12 protein-coding genes are annotated in these 12,598 nt (G+C 61.3%); 3 read left to right on the forward strand and 9 right to left on the reverse strand.

What is annotated here, in order from left to right; genetic code table 11:
• Positions 1 to 83: 83 nt before the first annotated feature.
• The 5 genes from ACW9IB_RS28355 to ACW9IB_RS28375 all read right to left on the reverse strand — a co-directional run bounded on the left by ACW9IB_RS28355 (position 84) and on the right by ACW9IB_RS28375 (position 6,346).
• Entirely contained in the window at positions 84 to 2,726 is a 2,643-nt protein-coding gene (locus ACW9IB_RS28355) for a TonB-dependent receptor domain-containing protein (protein WP_457416585.1), read from the reverse strand.
• A gap of 274 nt (positions 2,727 to 3,000) precedes the next feature.
• Entirely contained in the window at positions 3,001 to 3,945 is a 945-nt protein-coding gene (locus ACW9IB_RS28360; RefSeq protein ID WP_457416587.1) for a FecR domain-containing protein, read from the reverse strand.
• On the reverse strand, positions 3,942 to 4,451 hold the full coding sequence (locus ACW9IB_RS28365; RefSeq protein ID WP_457416589.1) for a sigma-70 family RNA polymerase sigma factor: 510 nt from the start codon (positions 4,449 to 4,451) through the stop codon (positions 3,942 to 3,944). The genes ACW9IB_RS28360 and ACW9IB_RS28365 overlap by 4 nt, the downstream gene beginning before the upstream one ends.
• A 164-nt stretch (positions 4,452 to 4,615) precedes the next feature.
• On the reverse strand, positions 4,616 to 5,407 hold the full coding sequence (locus ACW9IB_RS28370; protein ID WP_457416591.1) for a phosphate/phosphite/phosphonate ABC transporter substrate-binding protein: 792 nt from the start codon (positions 5,405 to 5,407) through the stop codon (positions 4,616 to 4,618).
• A 9-nt stretch (positions 5,408 to 5,416) separates the two neighbouring features.
• Positions 5,417 to 6,346: a fatty acid desaturase gene (locus ACW9IB_RS28375; RefSeq protein ID WP_457416593.1), complete on the reverse strand. Its 930-nt coding sequence runs from the start codon at positions 6,344 to 6,346 to the stop codon at positions 5,417 to 5,419.
• A gap of 133 nt (positions 6,347 to 6,479) precedes the next feature.
• Between ACW9IB_RS28375 and ACW9IB_RS28380 the strand changes: the two genes are divergently transcribed.
• The gene (locus ACW9IB_RS28380; RefSeq protein WP_457416595.1) at positions 6,480 to 6,908 is read left to right on the forward strand and encodes a GNAT family N-acetyltransferase; all 429 of its coding nucleotides are present in this window, start codon (positions 6,480 to 6,482) and stop codon (positions 6,906 to 6,908) included.
• A gap of 59 nt (positions 6,909 to 6,967) precedes the next feature.
• Positions 6,968 to 7,786, forward strand: coding sequence for a class I SAM-dependent methyltransferase (locus ACW9IB_RS28385; protein ID WP_457416597.1), 819 nt, complete (start codon positions 6,968 to 6,970; stop codon positions 7,784 to 7,786).
• Positions 7,787 to 7,973: 187 nt separating this feature from the next.
• On the opposite strand, the gene def is transcribed toward ACW9IB_RS28385, so the two are convergent.
• From def to ACW9IB_RS28400, 3 genes are all read right to left on the reverse strand, one after another.
• Entirely contained in the window at positions 7,974 to 8,513 is a 540-nt protein-coding gene (gene def / locus ACW9IB_RS28390) for a peptide deformylase (protein ID WP_457369223.1), read from the reverse strand.
• A 3-nt stretch (positions 8,514 to 8,516) separates the two neighbouring features.
• Complete coding sequence (locus tag ACW9IB_RS28395) at positions 8,517 to 9,467, reverse strand: YihY/virulence factor BrkB family protein (protein ID WP_457369224.1); 951 nt, start codon at positions 9,465 to 9,467, stop codon at positions 8,517 to 8,519.
• A 170-nt stretch (positions 9,468 to 9,637) separates the two neighbouring features.
• Positions 9,638 to 9,823 carry a CsbD family protein gene (locus tag ACW9IB_RS28400; protein WP_457416599.1) on the reverse strand — a complete coding sequence of 62 codons (186 nt, stop codon included), beginning with the start codon at positions 9,821 to 9,823 and terminating at the stop codon, positions 9,638 to 9,640.
• Between the two features lie 199 nt (positions 9,824 to 10,022).
• Here ACW9IB_RS28400 and ACW9IB_RS28405 point away from each other — a divergent pair, with 199 nt between their 5' ends.
• On the forward strand, positions 10,023 to 10,400 hold the full coding sequence (locus ACW9IB_RS28405; RefSeq protein WP_457369226.1) for a hypothetical protein: 378 nt from the start codon (positions 10,023 to 10,025) through the stop codon (positions 10,398 to 10,400).
• Positions 10,401 to 10,574: 174 nt separating this feature from the next.
• Here the strand turns inward: ACW9IB_RS28405 and fadD1 are convergent, their stop codons facing one another.
• Entirely contained in the window at positions 10,575 to 12,266 is a 1,692-nt protein-coding gene (gene fadD1 / locus ACW9IB_RS28410) for a long-chain-fatty-acid--CoA ligase FadD1 (protein ID WP_457416601.1), read from the reverse strand.
• Positions 12,267 to 12,598: the final 332 nt, after the last annotated feature.

The following is a 12,598-nucleotide window of genomic DNA, read 5'->3' on the forward strand; positions in this document are numbered from 1 at the left end:
AGGCAAAAGGGTGGGGAGGCGGACCCACCGTATTCGCGAGCAAGCCCGCTCCCACCTTTGATCTCTGCGGTATTCAAGATCGGTTAAAAGTCATAACTGAGCCGCGTGTAGTAAAACGCCCCTTCCGGCGCTGCCGGCGCCAGGTAGCTGTATTGCTGGCCCGGGGTCTGGCGCAGGCGGCTGTTGAAGTCATCGGGTTTGCTGTCGAACAGGTTGTTGGCGCCGACCGACAGGCGCAGTTGCCGGGTGAACGCGTAGTTCACGTCCAGGTCGGTGGTCCATTGCGCAGCGAAGGTCTGGTCGTACTGGGCGTTGGCTTCGCTGGCGGCGTACTTGCGGTATTGGCCGTAACGGGTCTCGCTGAGGGCGACCGTCCAGGCACCGATCTTGTGAGTCGCGCCCAGCACCAGCTTGTCTTCGGGGTAGCCGTGCTCCAGAAAGCCCCGGGCCTCACGGGTGAGAATGTCGAAACCGTTGGGGTTTTCGTGAACCTTCTCGATGGTCGTGCGTGCCTTGGTATAGCCGGCGGACAAGCTCAGGGCGCCGTACTGCGCCAGGTCCAGGTTGTACTTGCCGACGATATCGACACCCCGGGTGCGGGTGTCCGCCGCATTGGTCATGAACTGCGCCCAGGTGTACTGGCCAAAGCCGGCTTGCTGCAAAATCTGCTCGGCGCGCGGCCCGGAAATGCCGCCGCTGTAGAGCAGGCGGTCACGAATCGAGATCTGATAGGCATCGACCGTCAGCGAAGCATTTTCGACCGGACGCAGGACCAGGCCGAGGGAGAAGTTGGTCGACTTCTCCGGCTTCAGCGGTTCGGCGCCCAGGGCGCGGGCGGCCGGGTTGTCGGCGGGCAGCATGCGGGTGAGCACCGGGTTGCCGTTGACGTCGACGTTGGTGGTGGTGGTCCACGAGGTGCCGATCTGGCCCAGTGTCGGCGCACGGAACGAATTGTTCACCGTGGCACGCAAGCCCACTTGCGGAGTGAAGTCATAACGCGCCGACAGCTTGCCGGTGGTGGCCGAACCGAAGTCCGAATAGTGCTCGGTACGCCCGGCCAGGCCGACCTGGAACTTGTCGGTGAGCTGATGCTCCAGGCCCAGGTACACGCCACCGACATCGCGTTTGTAGGTACCGGCGTCATCCGGCGTCAGACCCGAGGCCTGCACCGCACCGACTTGCACACCGTTGATGCCGCCAAAGGAGTAGGACGCGTAGTCGCCCTCCTCCAGCCGATACTGCTCATGGCGGTAGGCAATGCCCGCCGAGAGCGTCAGTGGATGGCTGGACCAGTTCACGTCCAGGTCCTTGGCGTAATCCAGGCCGAGGTTGGTCTGCTCGTTGACCAGGGTGGCCACATCGAATTTGGTCGGGCTGTTGAGGCCGTAGCTCGGGTTGACCGTGTTGAAGGCCAACTCGTCGTGCTTGTCGCGGCCATAGGTGGCGCTCAGGTCGAAGCGACCCAGGGTCTCGTCTTCATAGCGGGTGCCGACGGTCAGCGCGCCATCTTCGTAGCGATAGCGGTACTTGGGAATGGTGCCGTTGGGATAGATACCCGCGACGTTGTTCGGGTTGCTGGCCAGCAACGGCGGCGTATTGTTCACCGATTTGTCCTGGCCGAAGGTGGCGAAACTGTACAGGCGCCACTGGTCGTTCAGGCCGATCTCGGCATTGGCCGCCAGGTTGAACTTGTCGCGCCCGGCACCGCCCCAGCGCGGGTCTTGCAACTGGCCACCGGCAACGTATTGGTCGCCGATATCCGTGGGTTTGTTGTTGAGGGTGTTGAAGCTCAGGGTGAGGAAACCATCCCCCGGCAAACCCAGGCCATACCAGCCATCGGTGGTCTTGCTGAAGCCGTCGCCCTGGGCATACTTGCCCAGTTGCGTGTTGACCTGACCACCGCTGTCACGCTCCTTGAGCACGATGTTGACCACCCCGGCCACCGCGTCCGACCCGTACTGGGCCGAGGCGCCATCGCGCAGCACTTCGACATGGTCGATGCTGCTGATGGGGATCATGTCCAGGTCCACCGGTTGTGCGCCAATGAACGGCACGCCACCGGAGATATTCACCACCGCCGAGGCATGGCGGCGCTTGCCGTTGATCAGCACCAGCGTCTGGTCCGGCGACAGCCCACGCAGGGACGCGCCCTTGGGGTTCTGGCCACGGGTGGCGCTCTGGTTCTGCGGAAAATTGAACGAGGGCAACAGTTGGAACAGCGCCTGGTTGAGGCTGGTGGCGCCGGTCTGCTTGAGTTCTTCGGCGTTGATTACGTCCACCGGTGCGGCGCTGGTAAGGGCCGTGGCATCGCTGCGACGGGTGCCGATGGCGACTACGCGATCCAGGGTCGGCGCCTGCGCCGCGCTGGTCTGCGCCTTGACGTTGTTGCTGGCCTGGGCGCTTTTGGCCGCGCCTTCCTTGATGATGAACGCACCGTCCGGGCTGACCTGCACTTGCAGGCCGGTGCCCTGGAGCGCAGCGTCGACCGCCTGGTGCGCCGACAGCGAACCGTCGACACGGGCCGAGGAATAATGACCGAGTTGCGGAGTGAACGAGATCACCTGGCCACTTTGGCGACTGATGTCCAGCAGCACTTCATCCAGCGGACCGGGTGCGATGTGGTAGACCTGACGCGCCTCTTCGGCACTGGCGGCAAACGAGAAAACCAGGCTGGCCAACGGCACCAGGGCAAAGGTTCGAAGCGGCACACGGTTGAACTGACTCACTTTGGCTCCCCCCAAGGAAACTCCATAACGCTGCTCCCCGCAGCGCTTACGGGAGTGATGTGGGTTGGCGGGGGGAAAACTTGCAGATCGTTTGGTTATGTTCTTAGAACCCGCCCGCTTCAAGGCGAACGAGCATCGCGGGTACAACAAACCCGTTGTAGTGAGCGAGCTTGCTCGCGCTGGGCTGCGCAGCAGCCCCAAAGCCTGGGAGCGCTTCGCACTCCAGCGCGAGCAAGCTCGCTCACCACAATAAAGGCCCTTGTCACAGACGGGATCACGCGGCATGGATGCTCACCCACAGGCCGGTATGGCGGGTGATGTGGATCGGCAAGGTGCGCGCCAGGGTGTCGAGGATTTGCTGGGGATTGTCCAGCCGGTACAGGCCGCTTACGCGCAACCCGGCCACGGCGGGGTCCAGGCGCAGGATGCCGTTGTGATAGGGCCGCAATGTCTCGATAACCTCGGCCAACGGACGGTCGCGCACTTGCAGGAAACCGTCGATCCACGCTGTGGCGCCGGACGAACTGAGCTGCACCGGACCGAAGCCCGCGCGGTCGTAATGCACCTCATGACCGGCGGCCAGCTGCAGGCGCGCGCCGTTCTGACCGTCGATTTCCACGGCGCCGTTGAGGGCGACAACCTGGCCCTGCCCTTCGCGCTCACGCACCAGCAAGCGGTTGCCATAAGCGCGCAGACGGGCCTGGTCGGTGTGGATCAGGAAGGGCCGTTGGCGGTCACTGGCGACCCTGGCCAGCAACTCGCCCTCACGCAAACGCACCAGGCGCCGTTGCAGGTCGAACTGGATGTCCGCAGCGCTCTGGGCATTGAGCAGCAGCTCACTGCCGTCATCCAGCGTAACGCTGCGACGCTCGCCGGTGCCGGTGCGCACATCGGCGGTCAGGTCGGCCAGGGGCATGCCGAGGGGCCGGGCCAACAGCGTCGCCCCCAGGGCCACACCCGCACCGGCCAGGGCGATTTGCAGCACCTGCCGCCGGCTGGACGGGGCTTCCAGCGCCTGCTGCAAGACTTTGCCGGTCACGCCCTGGGCCAGAGGGACCTGGAACACGCCAAGGCGGGTTTCCAGTTGCCGACACAGGGCATCGTGACGCGGGTCGGCGGCTCGCCATTGTTCATAGCGCTGCCAGTCGCCCACAGTGGCCTGGCCAGAGCGCAGCAACACGTACCAGCGCGTGGCGTTGTCGATCAGTTCGTCGTTCATTCCAGGCACAGCCGCAGGCAACGGTTGAGGGCGCGGGTCATGTAGTCGCTCACCGAGCGCTGGGAAATCCCCAGCTCCTCGGCAATTTCCGGGTAGGTCAGGCCATTGAGCTGGGACAGCAGGAACGTCGCCTTGACCTTGGCGGGCAAGCCGTCGAGCAACTGGTCGATGGCGTGCAGGGCTTCGAGCATTTGCGCCAGCTCTTCGGGGGATGGCGCAGTGGAGGCTTCGTCGCCGTCCAAGGCATCGAGGTAAGCGCGTTCCAGGTCACGGCGGCGCCACAGCTGGTACATCAAGCGTTGGGCAATCGTGGTGAGCAAGGCACGGGGCTGGCGGATCGGTACCACGCCGGGCGAACCGAGCAGCTGGACAAAGGTATCGGCGGCGATGTCTTCGGCGTGGGCGCGGGAGTCGAGGTGGCGGTGCAAACGGCCGCACAGCCAATCGTAATGACTGCGGAACAAGCCGCCCACGTAGTCGCTGTGAGAAGTGTCGGCGCCGGACATAGTGGCTCCATTTGAGTAGGTTGCGCGTTATGTCCGGTGTTCCGGTGGAGCGATCCTAGCAAGGCTGCTTATGCTTTAATAATATTTAAAAAGTATTTTTATATAACCAAAAAAATCGACGCAGAGCGTCTAAGGCGGCGTTACCACGCGGAGCGTGGGAACGATCACTGAAGGACTGGATAACCGGCAATGGTGGCCTGCCGCTGGTAGTTCAACAGCACTTCGTAATCGTCTTCGCTGGCCGGAAGGACTTCCCTCAGGCCCAGGGTTTCGACTACTTGGGGCAAATCCTGCAAGGCCTGGTTCATGGCTTGGCGAATCGTCGTCACCTGCGTATCACTCAGGTGCAGCGGGCCGATATAGGGCAAGGTCGGGCTCGGTGCGCTGCGGGTGACGAGGCGCAGCCCCGCCACTTCTTCAGGGGCGAAACGGGCCAGGTAGTCGTAGGTCACGCTGTCGATGGCAGCGAGGTCGGCGCGGTGTTCCCGTAGCCAGCGCAGGCTCTCACGATGGGCACCACTGACGCCGACACTGGCGAAGAAGCGACCGTCGCGCTGCAACGGCGCGAGGCGTTCGCGCAGCAGGTTCATGCCACTGTTGGAGTCGTGGCCGTTGATCACACCGCGACTGTCGTAGAAGTCCGCCAGGACGGTACGCGGGTTGTCGTCACGCGTGAGCAGCAGGCTGCAATGTTCGCCACCGCTGCTGTGGGGCAGCTCGTAGCGTGGGCGACCGATCACACGGACCTGGCCGCGCAGTTGGGTCATCAGCGGGTAGCCGCAGGTTTGTGTAACGAGCAATTCGGGGGCGAGCCACAGACCGTGCAGGTCCAGGTGGTCGGCGTTACGCCGGTGCAGGCCCAGGTGTTCGAAAATCCTTGCAAGCCACTGCTGGTTGGCCTGCTGCACCGCGTCGGGCGCGACGTACATCAGCAGCTCGGCGTAATGGTCACTCATGGTCGTCTCTCACGCAAAAGGGTGCCGGGGGCTGTCGATGGCTTTGAGGCCATGGCGGCCGATCAACTCGCCATAGCCCTGCACCAGGAAACCGCCGCTGCGCGCCAGCCATTGTTCCCGGCGAGCCCGGTAGACCCTGGGCAGGTAATACCAGGGCAGTTTCGGCAAGTCGTGGTGCACCAGATGCAAGTTGTTGTTGAGGAACAGCCAGGTCCACGGCCAGGCGGCCTCGTTGAGCACGGTGCGCTGCTCCGGCTGCGGGTGCGGGCGGTGTTCATAGTAGGAACGGATCGATGCCACGGACAAGGCCGGCACGCTGACCAGCAGCAGGTAGTGCCACACCGACAACACGCTGAAGCAGGCGACAAACCCCAGCATCAATGCCGTGACGACACCGTGGGCCAGCCACATCGGCCACACCTGGGACAACTGCTGCAATTGCTGGCGGACCAGGCGACCGATCGCCAGCGGCGCCGAGAATAAAAACCGGCCGAGAACGGTCTTGGTCAACCAATGCACGCCACGCTCGAACAGCGAACTGCGGTCCCATTGCTGCTGGTTGAGGTAACGGCTTTCCGGGTCGATGCCCGGCAGGGTGAGGTCTTCATCGTTGTGATGCAGCAGGTGGCTGTCGCGGTACAGGGTGTAGGGAAACCACACGGCGAAGGGCGCATAGCCGAGCAGTTTGTTCAGCAGCAAGGAGCGGGTGGGATGGCCATGCAGCAGTTCGTGTTGCACCGACAACCACAGCGTCACCAACGGGATCAGCAACAAAGTGCTCAACCACAGGCCCAGCCAGTGGCTGGCGAGCATTACGGTAAACCAGCCGACGTACACGCCGATCAACAGCAGCCAGGTCGGCCATTCGGTGCGCGCGGTGAAACTGCGGGTGAGGACTTCGATTTCCCGGCGTTGGGTCAGATCAAGATAATTGGCCATCGGTTGCTCAGAGCAGGTGTTTACTGCTCTGTGCAATGAGTCGGGAAAATCTTGCAGATCATTTGGTGCTGAGCTTAGAAGCGAATGCATCAGCCGCTACAATGGCGGCCCCCATCCTCTCATCGGTCTGCACATGCACCTGGAATTACTCGCCGAGCCGCTTTGGCCACTGCTGAACAAGTTTTACCGCAGCCACGGCTCGTCGATGAAGGCAATCAAAGGCGCGCGCCTGTGGGTCGCGCGGGAAGACGAGATCGTGGCCGGCCTGTGCCTGAGCCCGGTGGTGGGTGGACAGTGGCTGACCGGGGTGTTCGTGGCGCCGGCCTATCGCGGCCAGGGTTTGGCGGCGCGGTTGATTGTCGACGCAGTCGCAGCCGCCGAAGGAACCGTATGGCTGCTGTGCCATCCCGACCTGGAGGCGATGTACCAACGCATGGGATTCAGCCAGGACACCGTGCTGCCCCAGTCCCTCGCCGAACGGCTGGTACGTTACAAGCGCAACAAGCCGATGATCGCCATGGGCTTAGAACCGTTGGTAAGGTCGACCTCGGATAATGTGTGATCGCTCGGTAAAGGGCCCATGCTAGCCTCGGCGGCACAGTGGCCCCTTACAGGATGATCATGAACAAGACACTTGCAGCACTGTCCCTCACCACCCTGCTCCTTCCGACTCCAAGCCAGGCCGCCGATGCGCCGATCAGCGCCAGCCAGTACCAAAACGTGCTCGCCGGCAGTTGGCGCGACCCGGCCAACAGCGCGCGCGACGGCTACCGCCATCCACAGCAGACCCTGGAATTCTTTGGCCTGGGCGCCCGGCAGACGGTGATTGAGATCACCCCCGGCGGCGGCTGGTACAGCGAAATACTGGCGCCGTTGCTCAACGACCACGGGCATTACATCGCCGCCGTGCAGGCCGCAAGCAGCAGCGCCTACGCCAAGGCATCCGAAGAAAACCTGAAGAAAAAACTGGCGACCGACCCGACGCGGTACGGCAAGGCTCAAGTCATCGAATTCGACCCCAAGGCGCCGGTGTTCGGCAAACCGGGCTCGGCGGATACCGTGCTGACGTTTCGAAATGTGCATAACTGGGTCGAAGCCGGCACCGCGCCAGCCACCTTCAAAGCCTTCTATCAGGTGCTGAAACCGGGCGGCGTGCTGGGCGTGGAAGACCATCGAGCCAAGGATGGGGCGGACCTGGCGGCAATCAAGGACAGTGGCTACCTGACCACGGCACAGGTGGTGAAGCTGGCGACGGACGCCGGGTTCAAACTGGTCGGGCAAAGTGAAGTGAATGCCAACCCGAAGGACACCAAGGACTACCCGGGCGGGGTGTGGACCTTGCCGCCGTCATTGAAGCTGGGGGAACAGGACAAGGTGAAGTACCTGGCCATTGGCGAGTCGGACCGGATGACGTTGCGGTTCGTCAAACCCGGTAAATAGCCCAAGCCTGAATGTGCAAACAGGCCTGTTGTGGTGAGCGGGCTTGTCCCGCGCTGGGGCGCGAAGCGGCCCCAACAAACCCACCGCGCTTTTTCAGGAGATAGGCTGTGGCTGATTTCAGGGCCGCTTCGCAGCCCAGCGCGGGACAAGCCCGCTCACCACAGAAAGTACCCCCTTATCCGTTGGATCAATCGTCCGCCGTGGGGTCCATGTCGGGGAACATCACTTCGATAAAGCCGAACTTGCTGAAGTCAGTGATCCGCGACGGGTACAACCGGCCGATCAAATGGTCGCATTCGTGCTGCACCACCCGCGCGTGGAAGCCCTCGGCGACGCGCACGATCGGCTCGCCCTTGGGGTCGAAACCTTCATAGCGAATCTGCTGATAACGGTTCACCGCACCGCGCAGGCCGGGCACGGAAAGGCAACCTTCGTAGCCCTCTTCCAGCACCGGGCTCAGCGGGGTGATCAGCGGGTTGATCAGGATGGTCTGCGGCACGGGAGGCGCGTCCGGGTAGCGCTCGCTGGCTTCGAAACCGAAGATCACCAGTTGCAAATCGACGCCGATCTGCGGCGCTGCGAGCCCCACACCGCCCACGTGTTCCATGGTCTGGAACATGTCATCGATCAGTTGCCAAAGCTCGGGGCTGTCGAACATTTCCGGCGGCACCGGTGGCGCGATACGCAGCAGGCGCTCGTCGCCCATTTTCAGGATTTCACGGATCATCGATCAGACTTCGTCGGTAGTGGGCTTGAGGGAAGGGTCTCGGCCTAAGCCTGAGACATGCTGTTTTTCATCGCTCTGGTGTTCATCGAAATCCTTTTCGCCAGGGTTCTTGCCTTCCTCTGACATGTGCTCGATCACGGCGTTCATCTCTGCGCCCAGCAGCAGCACCGCGGCAGAAATGTAGAAGTACAGGAGCAGGACGATGATCGCGCCGATACTGCCATACATGGCGTTGTAGTCGGCAAAGGTTTTCACGTAATAACCAAAGCCCAGGGAGGCGACGATCCAGACCACCACCGCCAGCACGGAGCCCGGGGTGATAAAACGAAATTTCTGCTTAACGTCGGGCATCACGTAATACATGAGGGCCACGGCGAACATCAGCAGAATCACGATCAACGGCCAGCGCAGGATGGTCCACAGGGTGACCACGAATTCCTGCATGCCGATCTGCCCCGCCAGCCACTCCATCACCTGCGGGCCTAGCACCATCAGCGCGGCGGCGGCCAGCAGCATGCCGGCGATGCCCACGGTGTAGAAGATCGACAGCGGGAAGCGCTTCCAGATCGGCCGGCCTTCCACCACGTCGTAGGCGGCGTTCATCGCGCTCATCATCAGGCGCACGCCGGCGGAGGCGGTCCACAGCGCGATGACGATACCCACCGAGAGCAGGCCGCCCTTGGACTGTTGCAACTGATCGATAACCGGATTGACCTGCTCCAGGGCCTGGGGCGGCAACACCAGTTCCGATTGCAGGCGCAACCAGGTGAAAAAGTCCGGCAGGTGCAGGAAACCGATCAGGGCAATGAGGAACAGCAGGAAGGGAAACAATGAAAACAGCATCTGGTAGGCCAGTGCCGAGGCGTAGGTGGGCATCTCGTCATCGACGAACTCTTTGACGGTGCGCACCAGCACCTGGTGCAGCTTGAGGCCTTGCAGAACCGGAAAGATCATAGCGTCTCCTTTCGCCGCATCATGGTTGGATAAGAGGGCGACTCAGGGGCCGTTTTCTACATCAAGGTAGCCTATTTGGCGACCTTGAAACAATTTCGAAACTTTAGCGCCGGCAGATGACATAAAAACGGCCATCCGGGGATGGCCGCTGGTGCGGTGTGAAAGCACGCTTATTTGGTGGCTTTCTTTACCGCGTCCTTGGTATCGCCGATGGCTTTTTCGACTTTGCCTTTCTTTTCCTGTACCACGCCTTCAGCGCGCAGTTTGTCGTTGCCGGTGACTTTGCCAATACCTTGCTTGATGTTGCCGACGGCCTCGTCTTTCAAACCTTTTGCCTTATCCGCTGTGCTGCCCATGGTATCTCTCCAGAATAACAATCAAGGATTGAGGTGCTTACCCAGAAATTGACCCGACGCGGTTCGGCAGAGTTTCAATTATTTTTCGGGGGCATTTCATCGCCCTGCACAGGTTTGGCTTTATGTTTTGCGGCCAACCCACGAGAATGCGCGGCACATTCAGGCTATAACGCTGAATAACAGATCCCGTAGGAAGGTTATGAAACTCAATAAAGCACAGGCCATCGCCCGCAGAAACCAGGAACTGGGCGGTGCCGTACTCGGCGTCAACAACTGCCACTTCACCGACCTGGACCGCAAACGCAACATCTGGTGGTTCGACCTGCCGGTGGGCCGTATTGCCGTGGGCCAGTACGAGTGGATTCACCTGCTGATGCACAACGCCGAAACCGACCAGTTGCTGCACCTGAAGGTACCGACCGTGTTCCTGCGCGAAAAGCTCGACGGCCTGGTGGTGCGCAATGCGGGCAAGCGCAAGCCGGAGATTACGCTGGAGCTGAGCGCAGACAAGGATTCGTTCTTGAAGGATGTGCGCCCGGCAGGCGCGGGCGTGGGCTTCGCACAGTTCGCCCTGTAAGGATGCGGGCAAAACCGTGGGAGCTGGCTTGCCTGCGATAGCGGTGTATCAGCCAGCCCTTCAGTGACTGACTCTCCGCCATCGCAGGCAAGCCAGCTCCCACATTGAATTGCATTCCAGTCATGGGAATCAGCAAGCATTAAAAAACCCCGCATTAGCGGGGTTTTTCATGGGTTACTTTTTAAGGCCCAGCTTCTTCAACTCTTCATCGCGCAACTCACGACGCAGGATCTTGCCCACGTTGGTGGTCGGCAACGCATCGCGGAACTCAACGGCCTTGGGCACCTTGTAGGCGGTGACGTTGGCACGCATGTGCTCCATCACCTGTTCCTTGGTCAGGGTAGCGCCCGGTTTGACCACGATGAAGATCTTGATGATCTCCCCGGACTTCTCATCCGGCACGCCGATGGCCGCGCACTGCAATACACCCGGCAGGGTCGCGAGCACGTCTTCCAGCTCGTTGGGGTACACGTTGAAGCCAGAGACCAGGATCATGTCTTTCTTGCGATCGACAATGCGCATGTAGCCATCCGGCTGGATGATCGCGATGTCACCGGTCTTCAGCCAGCCTTCGCTGTCGAGGATTTCGGCGGTGGCGTCTTCACGCTGCCAATACCCCTTCATCACCTGCGGGCCCTTGATGCACAGCTCGCCGATCTCGCCCAGCGGCAGCTCGCTGCCGTCATCGGCGATGACTTTGCACAGGGTCATCGGCACGGGAATGCCGATGGTGCCGACCTGGACGCATTGGATCGGATTCACCGTGGCCACCGGGCTGGTTTCGGTCATGCCGTAGCCTTCGCAGATGCCGCAGCCGGTCACGTCTTTCCAGCGCTCGGCAGCCGCCAGTTGCAGGGCCATGCCGCCTGAAAGGGTAAGTTTGAGCGCAGAGAAATCCAGCTTGCGGAAACCTTCGTTGTTGCACAGCGCGACGAACAAGGTGTTCAAGCCGACAAAGCCGCTGAACTTCCACTTCGACAGTTCCTTGACCATCGCCGGCAGGTCGCGCGGGTTGCTGATCAGGATGTTGTGGTTGCCGATCAGCATCATCGCCATGCAGTGAAAGGTGAAGGCATAGATGTGGTACAGCGGCAGCGGCGTGATCAGGATCTCGCAGCCTTCGTTGAGGTTGGAGCCCATCAGCGCCTTGCATTGCAGCATGTTGGCGACGAGGTTGCGGTGGGTGAGCATCGCGCCCTTGGCCACGCCGGTGGTGCCACCGGTGTATTGCAGCACGGCGACGTCGCCGCTGGCCGGGCTGGCATCATTGACCGGCTGGCCGTGGCCCTTGGCGAGCACGTCGTTGAACTTGATCGCCTGGGGCAAGTGATAGGCCGGGACCATTTTCTTCACGTACTTGATGACGCTGTTGATCAGCAGGCGCTTGAGCGGCGGCAACAGGTCGGCGACTTCGGTGACGATCACATGCTTGACGGCGGTCTTGGGCACGACCTTTTCCGCCAGGTGGGCCATGTTGGCCAGACAGACCAGGGCCTTGGCCCCGGAGTCGTTGAACTGGTGTTCCATTTCCCGCGCGGTGTACAGCGGGTTGGTGTTGACCACGATCAGGCCGGCACGGATGGCGCCGAACACGGCGACCGGGTATTGCAGGACGTTGGGCAGTTGCACGGCGATGCGGTCGCCGGGCTTGAGGTCGGTATGCTGTTGCAGGTACGCGGCGAATGCGCCGGACAATTCGTACAATTCACCGTAGGTGATGGTCTTGCCCAGGTTGCTGAAAGCCGGTTTGTTGGCGAAGCGCTGGCAGGACTGTTTCAGTACCGCCTGAATATTCGGATACTCGTCTGGATTGATGTCGGCAGCAATCCCGGCGGGGTACTTATCCTTCCAAAAGTCTTCGTTCATGGAAGCCCACTCCTCAGCGTCGCGAATTCATCATCGCATTTGATGCGATTATTATTGGTGTATGTTTTTTTAAGGTGAGTCTGGCGCTTCAAAGCAGGCCGAGATGTCACAAAGCGCGCCGAGAGTAGCAGCTTTGCCAAGGGTCGACTAGAGCCAAAAGAGGGCCCCATAGTCATATTCCTGACTGTCCTACAATATTTGGTCACGCTTTAAACGAAGCCGAAATAATCCAGCAAACTGCTCTGGAACAAGGCTTTCAAGGCAACACAATACAAATGTGGGAGCGGGCTTGCTCGCGAAAGCGGTGGGCCAGTCAACATGGCGTTGACTGA

This window comes from Pseudomonas sp. SDO524_S393, assembly GCF_054071875.1.